Raw genomic sequence first — 24603 nt, 5'->3', positions numbered from 1 at the left:
ATCCAAATTACCCCGACCGAATATGAAAATTCTTGTAGCTGAAGATGAACCCATGTTGTTGAAAACAATCGAGCTTAAGCTTAAGAAAGAAGGCTATGAAGTAATTACAACACATGATGGTAGAGAGGCCATTTCACAAATAGAAGCACTTAATCCCGATCTGGTAATTTCTGATATCATGATGCCATACGCATCCGGATTAGAAATTACCGCTATGCTTAAACAAAAAACAGATAAACAAATACCCATTATCATCTTATCTGCAATGGAGCAAGAAAAAGTGGTAATGGAAGCATTTGAACTCGGAGCCGATGATTATATAACAAAACCATTTAGCCTGAACGAGCTATCCATCCGGGTTAAAAGACTGATGGCCCGTTCCGGAAAATCCTGATCAAAGATAATTTAGTCAGTAGCCATGCGATTATCAGCAATCTTTAAATACTGTTGTTTTTCAATCCTGTTTCTTATAGCTGAAAAAGCTATTTCTCAGATTGACACCACCAGCTCTGATGGTTTATTGATAGCAGCCAAAAAAGCCGCTTTTGATGAAGATAATTATCCTAAGGCTAAAACCTATTTATACAAAGCACTCGCGATTAGTCCGAATTATGCGGATCTGCGTGTGTTTCTGGGAAGAATTTATACCTGGACCAGAAACTATGATAGTGCAAAAATTTGCTTTGAAATAGTACTAAAGCAAACACCAGGTTATGAAGATGCCTGCAATGCCTATGCAGACATGACATTTTGGAAAGATGATTACCAGAAATCATTAAATGTAGCGGAGGAAGGTCTTTCACATCACCCCAAATCTGAAAGTTTACTATTAAAGAAAGCCCGGGCATTAAATGCCATGCGCAGGTATATAGATGCAGATAAGGCGGTGCAGGAACTGGTAACATTGAATAAAAACAACACAGAAGCCAGGGCTTTGGCCAACCGCATTCGGGAAAATGCTGCAAAGAATAAAATAGGGGTTAGCTACGATTTTGTAACTTTTGATAAACAGTTTGCTGACCCATGGCACCTGATTAGTGTAGATTATGGAAGAAATACAGGGATTGGTTCCATAACCGGCAGAATAACTTATGCAAACCGTTTTAAAACAAACGGATACCAATACGAACTGGAAGCTTATCCAAGAATATCGAATACCTTTTATAGTTATGTTGGTTTAGGTTATTCTGATCAGGTAGGTGTATTTCCGCAATGGAGAGGTGGATTTTCATTGTATGCCAATCTTCCCAAAAGTTATGAAGCAGAGCTTGGTGTTCGTTATTTAAAATTTACCGGATCACCTACCTGGGTATATACCGGCTATCTCGGCAAATATTATAAAAGCTGGTTGTTTGGTGCCAGAACCTATATTACCCCAAGTACATTTACCAGCACCGTTTCCTCTTCGTACAATATTTCTGCACGTTATTATTATGCGAGTGCAGACGATATGCTGGGATTTAATGTAGGCTATGGTATTTCTCCGGATGATCGATTTAATGCCATTCAAATCAACGGTAATACCAAACTTATCTCTTACAAAGCAGGCATTATATTTAAAAAGAAAGTAGCACGATTTAATGTATTTACGATCGACGGTGGCTGGTTTAACCAGGAATACCTACCGAAAACAATCGGCAATCAATATCAAATCAGCGTTGCATGGCTGAGAAGGTTCTAAAGAAAAATACAAAGCGAATCTCCATATCCTGGAGAGGCATGCTTGTGCTGTCTATTTTTTTATTCCCCTTCCTGATGATGTTGGTTTGGTACCTCACCCCCAACAGAAAATTATTAATCGCAATTGTTGATAAAACAGTCGTTCAATATCCCGGGCAAGAACATATCTCCTTGCATTGGGTCTTGAACCAGGAAAAGTTCACCAAGAATAAGTCTGAACGATACGACCCGGACATAGATTATTTTGGTTTTTTTCCAATGGATAAGGAAAAATATAGGTTGAAAGGACTCGAGCGGTTTGATTCTGCACAACTCGCAAACCTTAGTAAAACGGCTGATGCAGCATATATAACGGATGCTTATGGCGTATTTAGAACTGAATGGTTTAAGGTTGGGGATGTAAAAGATAGATCAGGACTGGTTTACGGTGGAATGAGTAAACAGGATCTACTTTTTTTAAAAATTATGAAAGCTCAAAAAAAGCTTATCATAACTGAGTTTAACTCCATTGGGTCACCTACCGATACATCTATCAGGCGACAATTTGAGGAAATGTTTGGCATGAAATGGTCGGGATGGATTGGCCGGTATTTCGAAACATTTGATACTACCATTAATAAGGAACTACCCCAATGGCTGATTAAAAACTATCAAAGAACACATAAAAACCAATGGCCGTTTAAAAAAAGTGGTATCGCCCTTATTCATGCAGGAAATGATCAGGTAGTCATATTGGAGAATGAAACACATCTTCAAAGAGCATTACCTTTTATCTATTCAACGAAAGAAGCAAAGGATCATTATGGTATACCGGAAAGTATCAAATATTCTTTTTGGTTCGACATTATTAGCGTCGATCATAAGCAAAACGAAGTACTTTCAAATTTTGATATCAGTGTGAATAACAATGGGGCAAAAGAACTGGCAAAATATAATATACCACAACGGTTTCCCGCTATTACTGCTCACCGGAACAATGATTATCGTTTCTTTTATTTTTCAGCCGACTTTTGTGACAATCCGGTTTCGCTTAATTCTTCCTATTTTAAAGGCATAGGTTATTTTAAATGGATGATGTATACAAGAGGAGAACCACTTGAAAGAAAGAGTTTTTTCTGGAATCTTTACCGGCCACTGCTCACTACTATTTTAAATGATTACTATCGCTCTTTGCATTAGTAATTATTGACCACCAAATTTTCTCACAAGGCTGTCTGGCATTAAGCGACCACTTTTCATAAAATCATTATTCATTTGTTTAAACCTGTTGAATGCAGATTTAAGGATCATGGTTTGTTCCGGATTATTATCTGGTTCAAGGTCCATTTTAGGAGAGATTTTGAATAAATTATCTCCGTTCAACATATAGTTACCGCGTACAAAATCATTTAAATCAGGTTTGGTTTGTTTTAACGGAATTGCATGAATATTCCTGAATCCTACAGCGGTATCAATACCATTACCGATCCATGCTCCGATAGAAGGCATATCAAGTCGATAACTATATTTCAGCCAGGCAGATAAGGTTGGTGCTATATCGAAATGACTTGAAACAGAAGAAAACTTTCTGGTAGTATTCAGCATTGGAGAGTAAATGAGCAAAGGCACGTGGTATCGGTCTAATTTTGTACTCATGGGTATTTCAGGCATACGGTGATCGCCTGTTATGAGAAACACTGTATTCGTAAAATCTGCCCTCTTACTATAAGCTTTGATAAACTGTTCTATAGCCTGATCGGCATATAGTATACTTGCATATTGTTTTGAATAATTCCGGTATTGTTTCTTTTTATCCTCAGAAAAATTAAGCTCTTGCATTCTTTGCTCAAAACGGTTGATGTAAAACGACTCATTATTGATCAGAAACGGATTATGCGTAGCAACGGTGAAAATAACTTTTAGAGAAGGAGTAATCGTATCAGTATCCGTAAGTACATATTTTAACAAAGAGGCATCGTCATAACCCCAACTGAAGCCAGCAGATGATTTTGGCAATTTTTGGTAACCTGTAGTTGGGAAAGTTTTTTCATCGTAAATATGTTTGATGCCGGATTTGTTTAAAAACCCGGACATGTTGTCGAATGAGGCGTCGCCACCATAATAAAAGGAGGTATTATATCCGTTATGGTTTAAAAGATTAACGAGTGAATTGTGTTTTGGCATTCCATTGCCAAGCTCATTGAATCCTGTTTGTGCAAAAGGAAGTGACCCTAAGATAGAAGGTAAACCTGCAAAACTTCTGCCACTTGTACTCAGGAAATTTTCCCAATAAAGGCTCCTGGTTGAAAGAGAATCCAGAAAAGGAGTAAAGCTTCCGAGGTATGCGTTTCGGTTACTGAATGCACGTCCCAACCCTTCAACCAATAGAATAACAATATTAGGTGGGGTTGAATCAGGACTATTGAAAAACGGCGCTAATACATTCGCGCTGCTATCTGTACGGTGTAGGAATGGATAATTTTTATCGAGTTGTATGTTTTCAAGTGTTTCGCTTGCAAAGTAATCATCACTATAAATATCCTGGTCTGTTGCAGATGGGAAAAAATGATCGAATGATGCTTTGTAAAAATGATAGGATTTATTCAGTGATAGATTATTACTGAATTCCTGTCCGGGCAACATATTATTGGTAATCTTCGTAATATCCCTAATACCTGCAATAGAGATCGAAAGGATAAAGAAAACTACGATGCCATCATTCGGAATGAGGAGACGAGGTAATTTGATCAGACTTATCAGATAAAAAAGGCAACAACCGATGATCAGTAAAATAGAATAAACGGAAACACTACCGGAAGAGCCGACGGTTTGCTCTATATCTGCCCATGAATAACTCCATAAATCCGCTCCTAAGGGAACAAGCGAGCTTACAAAGTATTGCGAAAGCATGAGCTGTGAAAGCATAAGCACGGCTCCAAATATGATAAAGCCAACATGTGCAACTTGTTTCCTGATAATAAACAATAAGGTAAAAGGCAGGTATCCCCAGATGGTAATTAAAGTTGCAAAAGCCACATCTTTAGCCATTCCATATAATAAAATCCGATCCAAGTGTTCAGGCTTTCCATGTGAATAGTAATCTAGACCCAACTCTATAGATCTTCCTACAAGTAACAGAAACAACAGTACCAATATATGTGCTATATAATAGCGGAAGGATTCAAATAATGTACCAGGTATTTTAGCAATAAAAGGTCCGATGTTTCTTTTATAGAAAGAAAGCTTTGGTTGCTCAACAGATTCTTCAATAATTACTGGTTCAGGTACAACAACTACAGGAACTTCTTCTATTGGTACTGGGGTATTGTCTGCCGTCTTCTTTGCAAAACCTTGTCTGGTCATTTCACCCCAGCTCTTTTTCTTCCTGAAATAATCAATATAACCTTTGATAGCACTCCACACTACAAATGGATGAAAATAGAAGGGCTCGGTTACTGCCGTTAATATAAGTATTAGTATATCCGTTCGCCGTTTATATTGGTTGTAGGTAATTACTTCCATTAAAATTGCGAAGGCAGAATAGAGATAACCAAAGGATATAATAAAAAGCAGGTAAGCAAAAAAGAAACCCCAGTCCATCAACCCGAATGCTGCAAAAATGAAGAAGCAGACAAATCCGAAGAACTCAATTACGGGTGCGCACATTTCAAAGAAAAACCAATAAGGGTAACTCAGCATTCCTAATAAACCGTACTTAGGATTGAAAAACATTTTTTTGTGAAACTTAAGTGTTTCAATAGTGCCTCGGGTCCATCTGTTTCTCTGGCGACCAAGGATATCAAAAGTGCTGGGCGCTTCTGTCCAGCAAAGCGGATCGGGAATATAGGTAACCCTGTATTTCTCATTACGCTCTTCCATATACCTACGCATGCGAACAACAAGTTCCATGTCTTCACCTACAGTATTATGGTCGTACCCGCCACATTTAATGGCAATTTCTTTATCAAAAGCACCAAAGGCACCGGAAATAAGCATTAACCCATTCAATCGGCTCCATGCCATTCTACCTAATATAAAAGCGCGGATATATTCAAGTATCTGCATCCGTGGCAGGTAGTCGGAAGCCAGTTTTACTTTAACGAGTTTACCATCTTCTATTACACAGGAATTGGCAATTCGAACCACACCACCGGAAGCAATTACTTTTTCTCCTGATTCTTCCAGGAATGGTTTAATCATTTTCAGCAAAGCATCTTGTTCCAGGATACAATCAACATCAATACAAACAAGGTATTTATTGGAAGAAATATTAATACCCACATTAAGTGCATCTGCTTTTCCACCGTTCACTTTATCAACTACCAATAGTTTCTGGTAAATAGGATTGCGACTTTTATATACACCTCTTACTTCTTTGGTTTTTATTTTATAGTCTACGAAGTAATCTACTTTTTCAAGCTCATAAGCTGTAATTAATTTTTGCAAACAATCATCTTTACTGCCATCATTGATAACAATTAATTCGAGGTTTGTATAATAAATAGATAAGAGAGATCTTACATTTTCAATAATAGTCATCCCCTCATTATAAGCGGGTGCCAGAATACTTACTGAAGGTGAATGTACCGAAGAGGCAAGTACCCGGTAATCGGTAAAACTATTTTTATTTACATACTTACGTGTTTCACCAATTGAAAATATGGCTATTGCTATATAAGATAATAATAGCAATGTGGAATATATAAATATCCCGTAAGTAAGTAGATCAAATAATATGTCCTTTATTAAAGTCCAGTTCATTTAACAGTTTTAACATGACCAAGTATTCGCAAAAATGGTTCAGGTTCCAGCGCAGCCTTTTTTTCGAGTATAGCTATACCGTCTGTACAATTATTTGCAAGAACGATGGCTGCTTTTAGTTTGATGATATTTTCCGGCGCATCTAATAATTTTTCTAAGAACGACTGCTGTTCATCGGTCGCCATGCTTGCGAGGCTATTTAAAATATGTACCTGGTTTTCTAATGTTTCTTTTGAATAATATCCGGTCAAAACAAAAGGAGTTTGCTCATCTGCTAGTACGATCAAGGTTTTAATGGCGCGTGTTCGTACAGCCGGAGAAGGATGTACCAGGCAGTTCATTATTGCATTTTTAACCCCAAATTGCTGGTATTCTGCTGCCAGCCTCAAAGCAAAAATAATAACCGTATCATTCTTTGAAAGCAGCCAGCGCGGAATTCTGTCAGACAGGTCTTCTTTCTTACCAAATAACCTCAATTGCTCCAATAGTTTAATCTGCTGCCAAAGGGTTAATGGGTAAGATATTACATCAAGAAAGCGAAGGCCTTTAAATCCGGTGAGGTATAGTATGGCAATTTGTGCTTCAGAACGAACAAATTCATTTGTACTATTGGTTTCCCGGTAAATTTTTGTCAGCAGCTTTTTCTGGTCCATTAAATAAAGCTCCTGTATGCCTTTAGCTTTCACATACCATTTTCGCTTATTATTCATTTTATTAAGCGAGTCTTCATTTAAGCCTAGTTTATTATAAAGGCTCACAATATTTTCTGCAACCAGTCCGGAAAAATTCTTTTTACAATTAACCAGTTCATCAATGGCTACCTGTCGGGCCTTTGGATCGTCGAGTAAGCGGTAAAATTTTTTGGGAATCTCAATGCCATCAACTGATTCTTCCAGAATAATCTGGCTGATCCACACTTCAATATTATTTCGGATGCGGGTTATATGAAAATGCATCCTTTTTTTGGCCATTAACTGGGCATAGATAAGAATGATAATCAGCATAATACCTACAGCCATTACCTGTACACCGATCAGTAGGTTCTCCGGACTCATAAAAGTCAGGAAGTCTTTACCAATCGAACCTTTAAGCAGAGGTGCTGTTAGTATTTGCTGCAACATTACAAACATGTAAACTTATCAATACTTTGAAGCAGTAAAATACATCAAACCTCGAAATAGAAGGAAAAAACCTTCCCTGTTAAATTCCTGAAAATTCCTTTCTCTTTGATTTTCGGGAAGTAAATGCTTCTGAGTATGTTTGCATAATCTTATTAAAAACAACGATCATGAGCTTCCGGAACTTTAAAATGGTTGATTACGTAGTGTTTGGACGTGGTGCTTTTAACCAGCTAGACGAAATACTTGCGCCCAGAAGAAAGGCTGATGCGCCAATGATATTCCTTGTTGACCATTTTTTCGAGGGGAAGCCCCTCGCTAGTCGTGTACCGCTGCGTGGGAAAGACGAAATTATCTTTGCAGATGTTACCTATGAACCCAAAACCACACAGGTAGATGCACTGGCGAATAGTTTAAAAGAGAAATTTGGAACCGTTAGTGGCGTAATTGGCATCGGGGGAGGTTCAACTATGGATTTGGCCAAAGCCGTGTCACTGATGATGAATAACCCAGGTTCTTCGGCCGATTACCAGGGTTGGGATCTGGTGAAATTTCCAGGCGTTTACAAAGCGGGTATCCCAACACTCAGCGGCACCGGCGCAGAAGTAAGCCGTACAACCGTTTTAACTGGTCCAACCAGAAAATTGGGGATGAATAGCGACTTTACTCCTTTTGATCAAATCGTACTTGATCCTGAACTAACCCAAAACGCGCCGGTAAATCAGCGTTTTTATACCGGTATGGATTGCTATATACATTGTATAGAAAGCCTCGAGGGCACATACCTGAATGAGTTCAGTAAGAGCTACGGCGAAAAAGCCCTTCAACTTTGCCAGAAAGTATTTGTAGAAAAAGATCACTGGGATGATGAAAGTGATGATCAACTGATGATGGCATCTTATGCAGGAGGTATGAGTATTGCCTATTCACAGGTGGGTGTGGCGCATGCAGTAAGTTATGGACTTAGTTACTTATTAGGTACTAAACATGGTATCGGTAACTGTATTGTGATGAACCACCTGGAAGAATATTATCCTGCCGGCGTGAAAGAGTTTAAATACATGGTTGAGAAGAACCATATTGAAATTCCACAGGGAATATGTAAAGGGCTTACCGACGAACAGTTCGACACCATGATCAATGTATCAATGGGCATGAAACCACTATGGGAAAATGCTTTAGGTAAGGATTGGGAGAAAATAATGACGAGGGAAAAACTCAGGAAATTATTTGAAAAATTATAACCACTCTTTCGTAGTACCTTTACCAGCAACGCTCAAATTATAATTCAACTATTTTGAAGTTTACTGACTTAGGACTGGATCAACGCATACTGGATGGTATAGACGCTATGGGATATGAAACAGCCACACCGGTTCAACAACAGGTGATGGTTCCCATACTGGAAGGAAAAGATATTATTGCATCCGCACAAACAGGCACTGGTAAAACAGCCGCCTTTTTATTACCACTGATACATAGGTTATTAACTGTTCCGCATTCAGTGAATGATATCAATGCCATGATTATTGTTCCAACCAGGGAGCTGGCTATTCAAATTGCTGAAGGACTTGAAGGCTTATCTTATTTTACCGATGTGAGTTCTATTGCAGTGTATGGTGGAGGTGATGGTAATTCATTCAACAGTGAAAAAAAGGCATTAACACAGGGAGTTGATATAGTGGTTTGTACACCTGGTCGAATGATAGCCCACCTGAATATGGGTTATGTGAAGCTGAAAGGACTCAAATACCTTGTATTGGATGAAGCCGATCGGATGCTGGATATGGGTTTTAATGATGATATCATGAAAATCATTTCCTTCCTGCCAAAAGAACGACAGAACCTGCTTTTTTCAGCCACCATGCCACAGAAAATGCGGGAGCTGGCCAGAAAAATATTGCATGAGCCTGTTGAAATAAATATCGCTATTTCAAAGCCACCAGAAAAGATTGTACAAAAAGCATTTATTGTATATGAAGCACAAAAAGTGCCGATTATAAAAGATATGCTGAGCAGTAAAAAATTTCAGAATGTAATTGTTTTTTGCTCGAAGAAACAAAATGTAAAACAACTTACTGCTGAACTAAAAAAAGCAAAACTTTCTGCAGAAGAAATTCATTCAGACCTCGATCAACAAAAACGTGAACAGGTATTACAAGACTTCCGCAACAAGAAATTAAATATCCTCGTTGCTACAGATATCCTCAGCCGGGGAATTGATATTGAAGATATTGACCTGGTAATTAATTACGATGTACCGAATGATGGAGAAGATTATGTACACCGTATCGGGCGAACAGCCCGCGCAGCCAGTACCGGCACTGCGTTTACATTGGTGGGTGAAAAAGAACAAAATAAAATGGCCGCAATAGAATCATTGTTAGGCGAGCCCGTTCCAAAAGGAAATGTTCCTGAAGAGTTTGGTCCTACACCAGCCTATTCTCCCCGGGCACCAAGATCTGGTGGGCAAAATAGGGGCTACCAGGGTAGAGGAAGATCTGGTTCAAACAGAAAACAACAGCGATAATAAGCTAGAAGATGAAATACCTTGTTTATATCCTTCCTTTAATGGCAGGATTAACCATTACAACCCAGGCTGGTGTAAACAGCCAGTTAAAAGTAGCTGTGAATAATCAATGGGTAGCAGCTTTTATCTCCTTCCTGGTTGGCACCATCGCACTGGCACTCATTATTGCCATTACCCGACAGCCACTGCCAGGCACACAGCAATTGCAACAAATAGAATGGTATAAATTCACGGGCGGACTGCTGGGTGCATTTTTTGTTACCGTTATCATCTATTCGGTTCAGCAAATAGGATCAGCCAATGTTTTTGCACTGGTTATTGCCGGGCAACTGCTCTTTGCACTGGTCTTTGACCATTTCGGACTATTTGGTTTTCGCCAAAGTCCTATTAACTGGACTAAATTACTAGGTGTAGCGATGTTAATCTGCGGCGCATACCTCATTAACAGAAAAGGCTGATTAAATATTATTTATTGAGCAATTTTCTATTTCATAACAGCGTTATAGGAATAAATAACCTGTTATGGCCTCTTTCAGAAGTTTTGTAGGTTCAGAATTGATGTCGTTCAGACAGCATATCGCCGCATTGAGAAATATGTTGCCGCAGAACATAAAACTGAAACCTACGGAACGCAGGAGTATGTTTAAACTGAACGACAAGAAAAAAGAATTTGTGGAAAAAGCGGTGCTTTACATGCGTAAAAATCCGGCAACAGTACCTTCTTATGTAGACGTAAACACCTGCAATAATTATGTTCAGTTATATAAACAATACAATGAACTGATTGCTGAACTGGATGAAGTAAGAACCAAAATGGAAGATGCCAAATTATTACTCGGTAATGAAATACTAAAACAAACAAGGGCATATTTCCATAATTCAAAAAATGCCGCATTATCTGGCAGTGAACAATTTAACCAGATATACAAAGAACTCAAACCACACTACGCTGTCGGCAGAAATACTTCTAAAAAAGAAAGAGAGACTTTTGAGTAATTATAGCAGTTAGCCTTTAGCTAATGATGCGAACCAAGAGTTCAAACTGTATGTAAGCGGAAAAGGAACGCAGATTTATCATGATAACCATGATAAATCTGCGTTCTATCTAAACAGCCTGATAAAATTGGGTCTATTTTTCAACACTTTACTCGCTTTAACAGCCGCTAATACCTAATACCTAACACCTAACACCTAATACCTAACTCCTAACACCTCATCCCTTACCTTTTTTCCCCTTACCCTTACTATGCCCAACGGCTCTGCCTGGGTGGTTTCTGTAACGGTCATCATCACTATCACGAATTACAATCTGTTTTGGGCCTTTCCATCCCTTGTATTTAACACGATATACATCGGCTCTTAAATATGGCTTGGGTTCATTGATAACAATTTTGGGAGTGGCATATAAATTAACTCTTCCAAACCTTGTTGGTAAAGAAGCTGCAAAAATCCAGCGACCAGCATCGAGGTAAATAAACCTGCGTTCAGGTACGTAATAATAAACATCCATGTCGGGCAGGTAATAATAATCTACATAATCATAACCCACAGGCCCCCACAAAGGCTGTGTACCGATATTAATGTTCGCATTGATGCGTATCTGTGCCTCAGACTTCTGAACGATAAACACACTAAATACAATTCCCAGAATGATAATAATCTTTTTCATGATGCATTGTTTTGTACCCATTAATAGGCAAATAGGATGCCAAAACAAATTTGATCAAGATAAAGTATTGGTTATCAATAGATTATTTTCCTGTTCCGTCCAATAATCATCCATTCGTTTTTTGCCTGTTGATCTTCAACAGCATAAGCTCTTTCATATAATGCGCAGGTTGGACAAATATGATAAGGCAATCCATATAAAATGTCACCTGGCTTGTAGGTATGATCTATGGGTGCTTTTAAAACCAGGTGCTCTTCACTTTGTGATACAGGTATAAGGTCTGTTGCATTTAAAAATATCACCCGCTTATCAATGGTGTTTTCTGCAGCAATTGATTTATGACCAAGGTCTGTACAAATCATACCAGGTGCAGGTAATGATACAATGCGTGTCATGACCAATGCAGCATGTTTAAATGGTTGTTCTGGAAAAGAATAACCATAACCATAATCCCAATACACGAATGTACCCGGACTGCATACCACTTCTTCTCTTTGGGCGTGAATGGGAAAACTTGGACTGCCACCTGCAATAATGGGGAGGTTAAATTGGTATTGCTGATTGATCTGTGTTTGTAAATCGGTCACTCTTTTAAATCCTTGATCACATTCCTGTTTTCTTTTTTCAGGATCAGGGTTACGTAAATGTCCATCATAAGCGTGTAACCCCATGAGTTTTAGACTGGGTTGCTGAAGGCAAAATGCAACCAGCTCTAAAGCAGACTCAGGTACAATACCGGTTCTGTTCATGCCAACGTTTAAATCGATGTAAACGGGTATTACAAATTTATGTTCCGCTGCTTTTAATGCTATGGTTGTAGCGGAGGTAATATTATCTGTAAGACAGGCATACACGGTATTCTTATAATGATGCATTAGCGCAATAAAGCGATCCAGTTTTGGTCCAAGGGGCTGATAGGCAAGCAATACATCTCTTGCACCGGACATACCAAGCAGTTCAGCTTCGGCAATGGTGGCGCATTTAAATTGGTGTACGCCATGCTTCATAAGTAAAGCCGTTACTTCTTTGGTTTTATGTGTTTTAATATGTGGTCTTAGTCTGTCAGGGTTGCCTGTCATGTTAATCGCCGCCACAATATTTTGTTCAACCCGGTCCGGGTAAACCAATAATGCTGGTGTATCTATTTTATCTGCATCCTGCAGCGCGTACCAGTTTGATGTTGAAAGCATGGGAATATGATTAGGTTCAGCTATGTAATTCAAAGATGGCTTCAATTTCAACAGGAATATTTCCAGGAAGCGAACTCATGCCCACTGCACTTCTTACGCCAATACCATTCTCTGGTCCCCATATAGCAGCAAATAATTCACTACATCCGTTGATGACAAATGGGTGATCTGAAAATCCCTGTACCGCATTAACCATTCCTAATACTTTGATGACCCTTTTTATTTTATTGAAGCTACCCAAAGATTGCCTGATGGTAGCCAACATGGCAAGCCCGACCTGTCTGGCTGCAAGTTTGGCTGTTTCATTGTCCATATCCAATCCAACGATACCAACAATCCAACTCCCATCATTTTGTAAAGTACCATGTCCGGAAAGGTAAAGGTGATTACCATCAACCAAACAAGGTTTATAAACGCCAAGTGGTGCAGGTGCAGGCGGAAGTGTTAATTGAAGTGCCTCGAACGCTTCATCAGGTGTAAGGATTTCCATAACAGCAGGTTTAGTGGATTGAAAATAATGGATTTCGTACAGTTACCAATATAGAGGGAAGTCCATGGTCCATGGTCGATAGTCCATATTTAAGCAGATTGTAGTACGATGTATTGTCTATGGTCTATGGACTATGGACCATGGACCATCTCCCATAGCCCCGCACCTATTGTGCATAATTCCCAGTTAAATGTGAACTAATACCCTTTCTATATCCCTATCGGTGCTAGAGTATTTTGTACTTTAAAGAGTTAATCCTGAGGCCTGATGATACCTTTACCATTGGTAATTCCGGAAGTACCGACCATTGCAAAAACAGAGTTTGCAAAAGTGTTCAGAAATCCTGCAAGTGGACAATTCTCTTTGCACGCAACTGCATTTTTTGATGCGGGAGATATCATCTGCACTTTTGCAGCGATTGAAACTTTCACTACACCCAATTATCTTACTTTACAAACAGGTTCACAAAAACATATTTCTTTATCACCTGAATGTTTGCAGTTCACAAATCATAGTTGTGACCCTAATGTTTTTTTCGATACAGATGCTATGGAACTGATTGCGTTAAAGCCTATTCAGCCTGATGATGAAATGGTATTTTTTTATCCGTCAACTGAATGGCAGATGGCATCACCATTTTCCTGTAATTGTGGTAGTGCAGCTTGCCTGGGAACCATTGGTGGCGCTGCTTCGTTAAGAGATGAACAACTAAATGGCTATCGCCTGACAAAATTTATTCAGATGCAAATTCAAAACAGATAGTTATTTATTCCGCATGTATAGTTACAAGTTAAGTTCGGCACAAATAAGTAAAATGCGCATTTGGGTACTTGCACCTTATCTGCAAACCAATGATCCTAATCTGGATTACTATTACGATTTTACCCAGAGCATCGCAGAATATACCAGAATATTTGAAGCATTAAATATGAGCTGGCAATGGCAACCGGTTACGTTGGATAATTATGCTTCAATCATAGCAAAAATACAGGCAGAAAAAGAATTGGGCGATATTACACCTGTTGTACTAAATCTTTGTGATGGGGATGAAATTAATGGTACACCGGGTATATCAGTAGTGCGGATGTTGGATGCTTCAGGACTAATTTACACTGGTGCCGATGCTTATTTTTATACAGTTACTACTTCTAAAATACCCATGAAAAAAGCTTTTGATGCTGCAAAGCTCCCTACTGCACCATGGGCCGCTATTTATAAACCGGATCAAATTCCCGATAAACTAATAGAGCAACTGGGCGCACCACTAATTGTTAAACCATCGGTATCTGGCGGTAGTATGGGAGTGGGTATTAGAAATGTTGTTGAAGATGAAGCGGCACTGGCCACGCAGGTAAAAGCGATGTTCAATGGGTATAGAGGATGGAACCTTGCCGCTGATGGCCTCATCGCTGAAACTTTTATTGAAGGTCCTGAATTTACAACCATGGTCGTTGGGTCCTGGACATCTCCGCAACATTGTACGGTATACAAAGCTGTTGAAAGGGTATTTCATTCATCGTTACCCGCGAAAGAAAAATTTCTTTCATTCGATCGACTCTGGGAAATTTATGAGGAAGAAACACCAATGCCCGGTAATGAACATTTTTATGAATACAGAGAAGCCCCGGCCGATTTACAGGATGCCCTTAAGCAATTAAGTCTGGAAGCATTTCTCTCTGTGAAAGGAACGGGTTATACGCGGATAGATATAAGACAGGATATACATACGGGCAAATTGTATGTGTTGGAAGTAAATGCGCAATGTGGTTTGAGTGAAGATGAAGATTATACATCTATTGGTGCTATTCTGAAAATAAATCACCAAAGCTTTGCAGATCTTATCATGGAAATAATAGGAGAAGCGGTGGATAGACATACCAAACAACAACATAAATCAACAGAAGTGCTTCGCAGTTCATCAGTCAGTTAAGGAAATGGAAAAACAAGGGAAAGACTTCGACAAAAATTGGGCGCAGGGAATGAAGATTGCGGTGTTGCAACCAGATTATTCAACAACCGATGTTGACTATAAAACTTATGATCCACCGCGTGACCTGAGTAAGCTGCTTCCCGGTGCAACAGTTGACCATATCTTTTTAAATAAGCTTACCACTTACAAGCAGTTGAAAGCAGTTCAACAAAAAGGCTATGATATTTTTGTAAACCTATGTGAAGGTTATCTTGAATGGGAAGTGCCATCTATTGATGTTATTTACACGCTTGATTTACTTGGTCTTCCTTATACCGGACCAAATACACAGTTATACGATCCATCCAAAGAAATGATGAAATACCTGGCTTATTGCGAAGGTATTAAAACACCGGCCTATATGCTGGTTGATGCTTCAACAGATATATCAAAAGCAACTGAACTTGGGTTTCCATTATTTGTAAAACCAGCTAAGGCTGGTGATAGTTTGGGTATTGATCAGGCATCGCTTGTGTATGATGAAACCGCACTTAGACAAAAAATTAACGCACTTCTTCCCGAGTATCCGCAATTATTGGTTGAACAGTATATAGCAGGAAGGGAGTTTACTATTTTAATTGCTGCCAATGAAGATGGTCAAACAGCAACAACATTTAATCCGGTAGAATTTATTTTTCCTGAAGGATATACATTCAAAACCTATGAATTAAAAACATCAGCCTTACATCCTTCTGCAAATATTCCGTGTACAGATCCGCATATCAATCAACAACTCAAAGAAGCTGCACAAAGAATTTTTAAGGGATTCAATGGAGTTGGTTATGCGCGTCTCGATTTCAGGATGAATGAAGATGGGGCATTATTTTTTCTGGAAATTAATTTCACCTGTTCTGTTTTTTATACAGATGGGTATGAGGGGTCGGCCGATTATATACTGCAATATGACGGAATAGGACAAGCAGGATTTTTAAAACATATAGTGCAGGAAGGAATTGCCAGACACTTACGCATGCAAAAAAACTACCAGATCAAAGGAAATGCAGTTGCTGGTTACGGTATTTATGCGAGTAGAGATTTAATGTGTAATGAATTGGTCTTCAAAGGTGAAGAGCTTTCCCAGCGCATCGTTACCCGCCGTCATGTAGAGCAAAATTGGAACGATGTTGAAAAAGAAATTTTCAGGAGATATGCCTATCCCCTGAGTAATGAAGTATTTTTGCTGTGGGATAATAATCCTGCAGCATGGGCTCCCCAAAACCATAGTTGTACACCAAACACTGCTTACGATGGTCTTAATGTAAAAGCCATCAAACCCATACAAAAAGGAGAAGAACTAACCCTCGACTACGCCAGTTTTCTGGATGAACACATGGAGCCCTTTCAATGCAAATGCGGTACTAAAAACTGTAGGCAATGGATAACCGGTACACCCGGTAATACCGTTACGCAAAGAGAAATGCAACAGCGTTCTTAAACTACCGCACGGGATTTGGGTCATAGGTGCTAGGTGTTAGGTATTAGGTGTTAGGTGTTAGGGTATTTCGCCAAAGGCGAGATACACAATTTGAAGGAAACGCCCTAAAACCTAAAACCTAATACCTAACACCTAGTACCTAGCACCTAGTACCTAGCACCTAACTGCTAGCCCCACTAAACAGGATAAAGGATTAACTATGTTGAACATGAGCGTATTGAAAAAACTGATCCGGCAACACAGGATGCGACTGGGGATTACCTATACCTTGTTTTCTTTGGAAATGACAGGTGCACTATTGCGTCCTTTTTTCCTGGGTATGGCCATTAATGATCTGATGCAAGGTTCGTATAGAGGGTTAATACTTTTATCAGTTGTGCATTTTGCATGGTTGGTAATCGGTACTTTGAGACATAGGTATGATACCAGAACCTATTCTACTATTTATACCGCACTGGTTACAAAATTTCTTTCAAGAAAAATTAAACAAGCAGAAGTATCAAAACTTAGTGCGCATTCAACACTTGCCAGAGAATTTGTTGATTTTCTGGAATTCGATCTCGTGTATATAATAGAAGCTGCCTACAATATTCTGGGATCAATGATCTTATTATTCTTCTATCAGTCTTCGGTTGTGTTTTTATGTCTGGGTATATTATTACCTGTTATGACCATCAGTTATATCTATGGCAAAAAAATGAAGCGGTTAACACGGCTAAAAAACGATGAACTGGAGAAGCAGGTGAATATTATTTCTTCCGGCGATAAAAAAGCCATTCACCAGCATTTTAATAACCTGCGCAAATGGCAGGTACGCATAAGTGATCAGGAAGCCTGGAATTTCGGTATTATGGAGATGATGGTTATGATCGTAATCGCACTATCCTTACTAATAACCTATAAAGTAGCCGGAACAACTGTTTTAGCAGGTAATATCATTGGTATCTATAATTATATCCTCAAATTTGTATCTGGCCTTGATACCATTCCATATACCGTACAGCGAATGGCCGCTTTAAATGATATTACACAACGTATACAATTGCAAATGAACGATAAGCCTGAAGCAGAAAACGTGATTCAGACACTTATTCCATCCATTAAAGCAAAAGAAACAGCAGCATAAGCATTCTGGTTTGCAGAAATCTTCCTAAATTATAGCCCCTAAAAGGAAGTATAAGCTTATGTCATCGAGAAGAAAATTTTTACACCAGTCTGGTCTATTAACCGGCGGTGCATTGCTGGCCTCCTCTTTAAGCCAGTATGGCTTTGCGCTTTTCAATAATGGTATTATGCCCAGTGATCAGGTACGTATCGGCGCAATCGGTATCAATGGAATGGGGTGGTCTAATTTAACTGCCGCTTTAAAAGTTCCGGGAGTAACCGTTGCTGCTATATGCGATGTAGATCAAAATGTAATTGACAAGCGACTGGCTGATCTTGAAAAAATGGGTATCGATACAAAAAAAGTACAGGTATACCGTGATTACAGAAAGCTACTCGATCAAAAAGATATCGACGCTGTAATTATCGGCACACCAGACCACTGGCATGCTTTACAAATGATTCATGCATGTGAAGCAGGTAAAGATGTATATGTTGAAAAGCCGGTAGGTAATTCCATCGTAGAATGTAATGCAATGGTGGCCGCACAAAAACGTTATGGCCGTATCGTACAGGCTGGACAATGGCAAAGAAGTCAACAACATTTTACCGATGCCATCAACCTTGTTCACAGCGGTCAACTGGGTAATATCCGAACAGTAAAAGTATGGTGTTACCTCGACTGGAAACAGCCCCTCGATCGGAAACCGGATGCTGCGGTTCCTCCGGGAGTTGATTATAAACAATGGCTTGGTCCGGCACAAAACCGTCCCTTTAACCCCAACAGGTTTCATTTTACCTTTCGTTGGTTTTGGGATTATGCGGGTGGACTAATGACAGACTGGGGTGTGCATTTACTCGATTATGCATTGATGGGTATGAAAGCCGATACACCTAAATCTATTGCAACCCTTGGAGGCAAATTTGCGAAACCAGATTCTGCTGATGAAACACCAGATACACTGATGGCAATGTATGAGTTCGATAATTTCAACATTGTTTGGGATCATGCACTGGGTATCGGTAATGGCAATTATAACCGCGATCACGGTATCGCATTTATTGGCAATGCCGGCACTTTGGTGCTCAACAGAAATGGCTGGGAAGTGATAGAAGAAAAGAAAAATGAACCGAAACTGGTAGTGCCATTCCAGAAATCATCAGATAACGGACTTAATAAGCACTGGGAAAATTTTATTGCTGTTGTACGCTCGCGTAAGGCAGAGCAGTTAAACTGTTCTATCCAGGAAGCAGCTAAAATTGCGCGCTTATCACAAATGGGTAATATTGCTTACAGGACCAATAGAAAATTATTCTGGGATAATGGCAAAGGTCAATTCACAGATAATAGCATTAACCAACAATACCTGGCAGCCAAATATCATAATGGATATAAGCTGCCCGTAGTTTAAACAGAAAAATCTCTCAGTGCCCTTCTGTGTCTTCAGTGGCAAATTAGTCCGGAAGTCGGGAAGTCCGGAAGACCGAAAGTCGGGTGGAGATTGCCACTGAAGACACAGAAGGGCACTGAATAAAAATATTAATTACTAACGAAGCAATAGTTCACATGAAAAAACAAACCATCTTATTACCACTGGCCATTATGGCTCTTGGTATTACACAAGCACAGAACAGAAATATTAATATGGATAGCCTGGTAAAGCTTTCCAGTAAAACAGAAGTATGGGAACCTGTTCCGGCTAAAGTAACGCCCGGGAAAACGGCAGCCGATGCTCCATCAGATGCCATCGTAATATTCAATGGCAAAGACATGAATGCTTTTCAGAAAAAAGGTGGCGGCGCTCCAGGGTGGAAAGTTGATAAAGACGGATCACTTACTGTTGTAAAAACATCCGGTGATCTTCAAACCAAACAAAGTTTCGGTAGTTGCCAGTTACATATTGAATGGAAGTCACCGGCAGTTGTTGCAGGAAGTAGTCAATCAAGAGGCAACAGTGGTATTTTTTTTATGGGTCAATACGAACTACAGGTACTCGATTCTTACGATAACCCCACATATGTAAACGGACAAGCGGGTAGTATTTACAAACAACATATTCCCCTGGTGAATGCAAGCAGAAAACCTGGTGAATGGCAGTCTTACGATGTAGTATTTACAGCACCTCAGTTTTACGCCGATGGAACCATACAAACTCCTGCACGAATAACTGTTTTTCATAACGGTGTATTGGTACAGAATAATGTAGAAATAAAAGGCGGTACCGTTTGGATCGGCACTCCTGTCTATAAAAAGCACAACGACAAAGAACCATTGGTACTTCAAGACCATGGAAATGATGGCGGCAACCCGATGAGCTACAGGAACATTTGGGTGAGAGAGCTGTAGGAACAGAAGAACAGAGAAATGTCCAATATCCAATGTCCAATTATAGTGTAGAAAATCATTTCTTCCTTGGAAGTTGGATATTGGACATTTCTCTGTTCTTCTGTTGATTTAGCGTATAAATACCTATTGTCATTCCCCCTTTTTCGGACTTATCTTGCAGGCCGAACATTTTTAACTGATTCATGAAGCGAATAGCAGAGCCAGCAGCGATTTTAGAAACCGTATTCGGATACAACGAATTCAGGCATAACCAGCAGGAAATTATAGAGCATATTTTGAATGCCCGCGATGCAGTTGTGTTGATGCCAACGGGTGGGGGTAAAAGTCTTTGCTACCAGGTACCTGCCCTATGTATTGAAGGGGTAACAGTAGTAGTGAGTCCGCTGATAGCTTTAATGAAAGACCAGGTAGACGCATTGATACTGAATGGTATTCCAGCAGCATTTTTAAACAGCACCCAGCATCCCTCTGAAAGAGAAAATATTTTGCAGCAACTCAGAAGGAATGAATTAAAGCTGTTGTATATAGCCCCTGAAAGATTAGTGGGTGCTGAAATTAATTTCCTTCAATTTTTAAAAACAGAAGCAAAACCCGCACTTTTTGCCATTGATGAAGCGCATTGCATCAGTCAGTGGGGGCACGATTTCAGACCGGAATACCGAGTACTTAGTGAATTGAAAACACAATTCCCTGAAATACCTGTAATAGCACTTACAGCTACAGCTGACTCATTAACAAAGAATGATATCATTGAGCAGCTTCACCTTAAAACATACAGGGTATTTGAAAATAGTTTTAATCGTCCCAATATCACCTATTATGTAAAGCCAAAGCGTAATTATTATGATGAACTGGTAGATTATATATCAGAACATAAAACAGATAGTGGCATCATTTATTGTTTAAGCAGAAACGCAACAGAGAAACTTGCGGAAGACCTGAAAGAAGATGGTTTTAATGCAGCAGCCTATCACGCAGGCTTAAACAAAGCCACCAGAGATGAGCGGCAGGATCTTTTTCTGAAAGATGATATACAGATTATTGTTGCAACCATTGCTTTTGGTATGGGTATCAATAAAAGCAATGTACGTTTTGTAATACATGCAGATCTCCCCAAAAATATAGAAGGCTATTACCAGGAAACAGGAAGGGCAGGGCGAGACGGACTACCCAGCGAAGCCATTTTATTCTATGGCGCAGGTGACGTGATGAAACTCAAACATTTTGCCCAGGTAGAGAATAACCCGGACCAAACCAGGATATTACTGGAGAAGCTTGACAAAATGGTTGCATTCTGCGAAACCAGACAGTGCAGAAGAAAATACCTGCTGAATTATTTCGGTGAAACAGCTGCCGAATATTGCGGTGCATGTGATACTTGTTTACACAAACCCGAACTCTCCGATCAGACCATTGTGGCACAAAAAATAATGAGCACCGTTGCCCGGATCAACGAAAGGTTTGGCTTAGGATATGTAGTAGATATATTGAGAGGAAGTGCCAGCGAAAAAATTAAAGCTGAACATAAACAGTTATCAGTTTATGGTATTGGAAGAGATAAACCAAAAGAAGAGTGGATACATTATACGAGAGAATTACTGGCAAGTGGCTATCTGGAAATGAGCGACGGACAATACCCGCTACTCAAACTAACCGAGAAAAGTAAAGCGGTATTATTTAAGGGTGAAAAAGTATACCTGCACGCTCCGATACAAATTGTAACGGCGAAAGAACCAGTTATTTACCAGCAGCATGCTTATGAAAAAGAGCTTTTCGAAAACCTGAAGAAGTTGCGCAATAAAATGGCACACGAGGAAAATGTGCCGGCATACCTTATTTTCAGTGATAGCAGTTTAATTGACCTGGCAACCTATTTACCATTGGTAGAAAACGACCTCAGTAAGATATCGGGATTCGGTGTTTATAAGATAGAGAAATACGGCCAGCCCTTTTTAGAAATGGTACAGGATTATTGTAATGAACATGGTCTTGATACCCGCATTGAACTCAAGCAACCGAAACGGGAAAGAAAAACATCTGCTGCAAGGGAAAGGGAGACAGATACAAAAAAAATCAGTTTCGATTTATTTAAACAAGGAATGAGTATTGAATCTATTGCCGAACACCGTAAGCTATCACCAAACACCATCGAATCGCATTTGGCATATTATGTTTCAAAATCAGCGTTGGAGTTAACATCATTGGTGCCGGAAGATAAAATTGAATTAATAGAAGCTGCCATCAAACGCTATGGCAAAAGCAGTTTGAAACAACTGAAAGAAAACCTGCCGGAAGAAATCAGTTATGGTGAAATTAGAATGGTTGTTGCAAGGGAAGGGAATATTACAGAGTAATGTTTGGTGGAAAGGAAATTCGGCTGCAGGCTTCATGCCGCAAGCTACAAGCCTTGATGGGTGCTTATTATAGACTTTCTGCTTTTACTGAAATAAATATTTAGGCTTGCGAATTCGATATATAAAATCAGCTTCTAAAGAAATACTTGATTGCAGTAGATGCACAATCTGCTATTAATAGAACACAGATCTTCATGATTTTCAAGATTTATCATGATAGATCTTGAAAATCATGATAATCCGTGTTCTATCCTACCCTTTACTTGTAGTTGTATTTACTAAACATAGCCGACTATTAAATTTTAATAACAAAACAATGCTACCAAGACGAATATCTATACTCATTGCCGACGATCACCTGATTTACCGGGAAGGATTAAAACTATTATTGGCGAGGGACCCGCAGTTTTATTTAAAGGGAGAAGTAACGAATGGAAAAGAGTTATTACTAAAAGTCAGACAACTGGCACCCGATATCATTATAACCGATATAAAAATGCCTTTTATGAATGGCATAGAGGCGGTAAAAAAATTGAGCAGGGCCTTTCCTGGAATCAGGATAATTGCACTTAGTTCATTTAGTGATGATTACCTGATTGTAGATATGCTGGAAGCTGGCGCAAAAGGTTTTCTTTTAAAGGGGGTGGGATTTGAAGAATTAGGCCTTGCCATTAGAACCGTTTATAAGCGCAAGCCTTATTTTTCTCCGGAAATAACAGAGAAAATCATCCGGATTGTGTCCGGTAAATTCAATGGACAAAAATTTCATTACCATATTTCGCTTACGGAAACAGAAAAGCAGATCATCAAACTGATCTGTAAGGAATTAACGAGCAAAGAAATTGCCGACAGCTTATCTGTCGGAAAAAGAACCATTGAAAGCTACCGGGTCCGGATAATGGATAAACTGGGAGCAAAAAGCGTGGCCACCATCATCACCTATGCCCGCAGGTCGGGTATATTAAGACCCGGATACTGATATTAACCAATAAATAGGCACTATTCAAGGGTAAAAAGATGGGAAAACAGTGATTTGACTAATTTTTAACCACTTCAATGCAGCCAATTCTGTTATTTTTGCGCCCTATTGCCATATATTGGCGCAACGAAAAGAGAACATGAAATAAGCCGCGACAAAATTCGATAAGATGGGAATTAAACATTGGCTAATTCCATGTGGCTATAATCAACGAAACGAACGCATGAAAAAGACATTATTACTGCTTTTGGCCTTTACAGGAACCCTGCTGGCTACCGCACAGAACAAAGAAACCAAGAAAAAGACTGATTGGAGCAAGATTGATCTGTCAGACCGCCCTGCAGACCACCTGATGATTCAATATGGTGGCGATAGCTGGACCAACCGTCCGGATAGCGTACGCACCGGAAATGGCTTTAGCAGACATTTCAATATTTATTTTATGGTAGACAAGCCATTCAAGAGCAATAAAAAGATGAGTATTGCTTTTGGTGCAGGCCTGGGAGCAAGTAATATGTTTTTCAAGAATACCAAAGTAGATATTAAATCGCCTACCACCCGTTTACCTTTTACCAATATAGACAGTACCAACCACTTCGATAAGTTTAAGCTTACAAGCATATACCTTGAAATACCGCTGGAATTGCGTTATTATTCAAATCCCGAGAATCCAAGTAAATCATGGAAAGCGGCTATTGGTATGAAACTGGGTACCCTGTTAAAATCTTATACCAAAGGAAAGAACTACGTAAATAAAAACGGTCAGAGTCTTTATGGTACTTCTTATGTTGAGAAAGAAAGCAGTAAAAGATTTATTAATGGAACCATGCTCGCAGCAACTGCCAGAATTGGTTATGGTATCTTTTCCATCGATGCCGGTTACCAGTTAAATGGAGTGCTGAAAGATGGTACTGGTCCAACAATGAGGAAGTTTTCTATAGGTGTTACCTTTAGTGGACTGTAGGAACAGAGAAACAGAGGAACAGAGAAACAGAGGA

21 protein-coding genes are annotated in these 24603 nt (G+C 39.4%); 16 read left to right on the top strand and 5 right to left on the bottom strand.

The window, feature by feature from the left end; translation table 11 throughout:
- The first annotated feature begins 22 nt into the window (after window positions 1–22).
- The 3 genes from ACH30E_RS01550 to ACH30E_RS01540 are packed head-to-tail and all read left to right on the top strand — an operon-like array spanning window position 23 to window position 2859.
- The gene (locus tag ACH30E_RS01550) at window positions 23–394 is read left to right on the top strand and encodes a response regulator transcription factor (RefSeq protein ID WP_294989574.1); all 372 of its coding nucleotides are present in this window, start codon (window positions 23–25) and stop codon (window positions 392–394) included.
- Between the two features lie 24 nt (window positions 395–418).
- The gene (locus ACH30E_RS01545; protein ID WP_490823349.1) at window positions 419–1681 is read left to right on the top strand and encodes a YaiO family outer membrane beta-barrel protein; all 1263 of its coding nucleotides are present in this window, start codon (window positions 419–421) and stop codon (window positions 1679–1681) included.
- Window positions 1663–2859: a hypothetical protein gene (locus ACH30E_RS01540; protein ID WP_490823347.1), complete on the top strand. Its 1197-nt coding sequence runs from the start codon at window positions 1663–1665 to the stop codon at window positions 2857–2859. The genes ACH30E_RS01545 and ACH30E_RS01540 overlap by 19 nt, the downstream gene beginning before the upstream one ends.
- A gap of 3 nt (window positions 2860–2862) precedes the next feature.
- Here the strand turns inward: ACH30E_RS01540 and ACH30E_RS01535 are convergent, their stop codons facing one another.
- A complete protein-coding gene (locus ACH30E_RS01535) occupies window positions 2863–6420 on the bottom strand; it encodes a sulfatase-like hydrolase/transferase (RefSeq protein ID WP_490823345.1) in 3558 nt (1185 codons plus the stop codon).
- Window positions 6417–7541 carry a hypothetical protein gene (locus ACH30E_RS01530; RefSeq protein ID WP_490823343.1) on the bottom strand — a complete coding sequence of 375 codons (1125 nt, stop codon included), beginning with the start codon at window positions 7539–7541 and terminating at the stop codon, window positions 6417–6419. Before ACH30E_RS01530 ends, ACH30E_RS01535 begins: the two co-directional genes overlap by 4 nt.
- 167 nt (window positions 7542–7708) lie before the next feature.
- Here ACH30E_RS01530 and ACH30E_RS01525 point away from each other — a divergent pair, with 167 nt between their 5' ends.
- The 4 genes from ACH30E_RS01525 (at window position 7709) to ACH30E_RS01510 (ending at window position 11064) form a co-directional block, all read left to right on the top strand.
- Window positions 7709–8782 carry an iron-containing alcohol dehydrogenase family protein gene (locus tag ACH30E_RS01525; protein ID WP_294989560.1) on the top strand — a complete coding sequence of 358 codons (1074 nt, stop codon included), beginning with the start codon at window positions 7709–7711 and terminating at the stop codon, window positions 8780–8782.
- Window positions 8783–8835: 53 nt separating this feature from the next.
- Entirely contained in the window at window positions 8836–10068 is a 1233-nt protein-coding gene (locus tag ACH30E_RS01520; RefSeq protein WP_490823341.1) for a DEAD/DEAH box helicase, read from the top strand.
- An 11-nt stretch (window positions 10069–10079) separates the two neighbouring features.
- The gene (locus ACH30E_RS01515; RefSeq protein ID WP_490823339.1) at window positions 10080–10526 is read left to right on the top strand and encodes a DMT family transporter; all 447 of its coding nucleotides are present in this window, start codon (window positions 10080–10082) and stop codon (window positions 10524–10526) included.
- Window positions 10527–10590: 64 nt separating this feature from the next.
- Window positions 10591–11064 carry a hypothetical protein gene (locus ACH30E_RS01510; protein ID WP_294989551.1) on the top strand — a complete coding sequence of 158 codons (474 nt, stop codon included), beginning with the start codon at window positions 10591–10593 and terminating at the stop codon, window positions 11062–11064.
- 217 nt (window positions 11065–11281) lie between these two features.
- Here the strand turns inward: ACH30E_RS01510 and ACH30E_RS01505 are convergent, their stop codons facing one another.
- The 3 genes from ACH30E_RS01505 to ACH30E_RS01495 form a co-directional block, all read right to left on the bottom strand.
- The gene (locus ACH30E_RS01505; RefSeq protein WP_490823336.1) at window positions 11282–11737 is read right to left on the bottom strand and encodes a hypothetical protein; all 456 of its coding nucleotides are present in this window, start codon (window positions 11735–11737) and stop codon (window positions 11282–11284) included.
- 74 nt (window positions 11738–11811) lie between these two features.
- Window positions 11812–12927 (bottom strand): D-TA family PLP-dependent enzyme, encoded by a 1116-nt coding sequence (locus ACH30E_RS01500; RefSeq protein ID WP_490823334.1) that lies wholly within the window; start codon window positions 12925–12927, stop codon window positions 11812–11814.
- 16 nt (window positions 12928–12943) lie between these two features.
- The gene (locus ACH30E_RS01495; protein WP_490823332.1) at window positions 12944–13417 is read right to left on the bottom strand and encodes a RidA family protein; all 474 of its coding nucleotides are present in this window, start codon (window positions 13415–13417) and stop codon (window positions 12944–12946) included.
- 267 nt (window positions 13418–13684) lie between these two features.
- Here ACH30E_RS01495 and ACH30E_RS01490 point away from each other — a divergent pair, with 267 nt between their 5' ends.
- The 9 genes from ACH30E_RS01490 (at window position 13685) to ACH30E_RS01450 (ending at window position 24569) form a co-directional block, all read left to right on the top strand.
- Window positions 13685–14179, top strand: coding sequence for an SET domain-containing protein-lysine N-methyltransferase (locus tag ACH30E_RS01490; protein WP_294989539.1), 495 nt, complete (start codon window positions 13685–13687; stop codon window positions 14177–14179).
- A gap of 13 nt (window positions 14180–14192) precedes the next feature.
- Window positions 14193–15347 (top strand): D-alanine--D-alanine ligase family protein, encoded by a 1155-nt coding sequence (locus ACH30E_RS01485; RefSeq protein ID WP_294989536.1) that lies wholly within the window; start codon window positions 14193–14195, stop codon window positions 15345–15347.
- A gap of 4 nt (window positions 15348–15351) precedes the next feature.
- Window positions 15352–16821, top strand: a complete 1470-nt coding sequence (locus ACH30E_RS01480) for an SET domain-containing protein-lysine N-methyltransferase (RefSeq protein ID WP_294989534.1) — start codon at window positions 15352–15354, stop codon at window positions 16819–16821.
- A gap of 208 nt (window positions 16822–17029) precedes the next feature.
- Entirely contained in the window at window positions 17030–17947 is a 918-nt protein-coding gene (locus tag ACH30E_RS01475) for an ABC transporter six-transmembrane domain-containing protein (RefSeq protein ID WP_294989531.1), read from the top strand.
- 58 nt (window positions 17948–18005) lie between these two features.
- A complete protein-coding gene (locus tag ACH30E_RS01470; RefSeq protein WP_490823330.1) occupies window positions 18006–19337 on the top strand; it encodes a Gfo/Idh/MocA family protein in 1332 nt (443 codons plus the stop codon).
- 155 nt (window positions 19338–19492) lie between these two features.
- Window positions 19493–20272 (top strand): 3-keto-disaccharide hydrolase, encoded by a 780-nt coding sequence (locus ACH30E_RS01465; RefSeq protein ID WP_294989526.1) that lies wholly within the window; start codon window positions 19493–19495, stop codon window positions 20270–20272.
- A 182-nt stretch (window positions 20273–20454) separates the two neighbouring features.
- On the top strand, window positions 20455–22626 hold the full coding sequence (gene recQ, locus ACH30E_RS01460) for a DNA helicase RecQ (protein WP_490823328.1): 2172 nt from the start codon (window positions 20455–20457) through the stop codon (window positions 22624–22626).
- A 316-nt stretch (window positions 22627–22942) separates the two neighbouring features.
- The gene (locus ACH30E_RS01455) at window positions 22943–23605 is read left to right on the top strand and encodes a response regulator (protein ID WP_294989520.1); all 663 of its coding nucleotides are present in this window, start codon (window positions 22943–22945) and stop codon (window positions 23603–23605) included.
- Window positions 23606–23828: 223 nt separating this feature from the next.
- Window positions 23829–24569 (top strand): outer membrane beta-barrel protein, encoded by a 741-nt coding sequence (locus ACH30E_RS01450; RefSeq protein ID WP_490823327.1) that lies wholly within the window; start codon window positions 23829–23831, stop codon window positions 24567–24569.
- Window positions 24570–24603: the final 34 nt, after the last annotated feature.

Source organism: Sediminibacterium sp. FW305-C-61 (assembly GCF_058231065.1).
The sequence above is the reverse complement of the archived record's forward strand: the minus strand, read 5'-3'. Positions and strand labels throughout refer to the sequence as shown.

Bases quoted from the DNA above. Each gene is read 5' to 3' on its own strand.
- ACH30E_RS01550 (WP_294989574.1), top strand. From the start codon at position 23: ATGAAAATTCTTGTAGCTGAAGATGAACCCATGTTGTTGAAAACAATC.
- ACH30E_RS01545 (WP_490823349.1), top strand. From the start codon at position 419: ATGCGATTATCAGCAATCTTTAAATACTGTTGTTTTTCAATCCTGTTT.
- ACH30E_RS01540 (WP_490823347.1), top strand. From the start codon at position 1,663: ATGGCTGAGAAGGTTCTAAAGAAAAATACAAAGCGAATCTCCATATCC.
- ACH30E_RS01535 (WP_490823345.1), bottom strand. From the start codon at position 6,420: ATGAACTGGACTTTAATAAAGGACATATTATTTGATCTACTTACTTAC.
- ACH30E_RS01530 (WP_490823343.1), bottom strand. From the start codon at position 7,541: ATGTTGCAGCAAATACTAACAGCACCTCTGCTTAAAGGTTCGATTGGT.
- ACH30E_RS01525 (WP_294989560.1), top strand. From the start codon at position 7,709: ATGAGCTTCCGGAACTTTAAAATGGTTGATTACGTAGTGTTTGGACGT.
- ACH30E_RS01515 (WP_490823339.1), top strand. From the start codon at position 10,080: ATGAAATACCTTGTTTATATCCTTCCTTTAATGGCAGGATTAACCATT.
- ACH30E_RS01510 (WP_294989551.1), top strand. From the start codon at position 10,591: ATGGCCTCTTTCAGAAGTTTTGTAGGTTCAGAATTGATGTCGTTCAGA.
- ACH30E_RS01505 (WP_490823336.1), bottom strand. From the start codon at position 11,737: ATGAAAAAGATTATTATCATTCTGGGAATTGTATTTAGTGTGTTTATC.
- ACH30E_RS01500 (WP_490823334.1), bottom strand. From the start codon at position 12,927: ATGCTTTCAACATCAAACTGGTACGCGCTGCAGGATGCAGATAAAATA.
- ACH30E_RS01495 (WP_490823332.1), bottom strand. From the start codon at position 13,417: ATGGAAATCCTTACACCTGATGAAGCGTTCGAGGCACTTCAATTAACA.
- ACH30E_RS01490 (WP_294989539.1), top strand. From the start codon at position 13,685: ATGATACCTTTACCATTGGTAATTCCGGAAGTACCGACCATTGCAAAA.
- ACH30E_RS01485 (WP_294989536.1), top strand. From the start codon at position 14,193: ATGTATAGTTACAAGTTAAGTTCGGCACAAATAAGTAAAATGCGCATT.
- ACH30E_RS01480 (WP_294989534.1), top strand. From the start codon at position 15,352: ATGGAAAAACAAGGGAAAGACTTCGACAAAAATTGGGCGCAGGGAATG.
- ACH30E_RS01475 (WP_294989531.1), top strand. From the start codon at position 17,030: ATGAGCGTATTGAAAAAACTGATCCGGCAACACAGGATGCGACTGGGG.
- ACH30E_RS01470 (WP_490823330.1), top strand. From the start codon at position 18,006: ATGTCATCGAGAAGAAAATTTTTACACCAGTCTGGTCTATTAACCGGC.
- ACH30E_RS01465 (WP_294989526.1), top strand. From the start codon at position 19,493: ATGAAAAAACAAACCATCTTATTACCACTGGCCATTATGGCTCTTGGT.
- recQ (WP_490823328.1), top strand. From the start codon at position 20,455: ATGAAGCGAATAGCAGAGCCAGCAGCGATTTTAGAAACCGTATTCGGA.
- ACH30E_RS01455 (WP_294989520.1), top strand. From the start codon at position 22,943: ATGCTACCAAGACGAATATCTATACTCATTGCCGACGATCACCTGATT.
- ACH30E_RS01450 (WP_490823327.1), top strand. From the start codon at position 23,829: ATGAAAAAGACATTATTACTGCTTTTGGCCTTTACAGGAACCCTGCTG.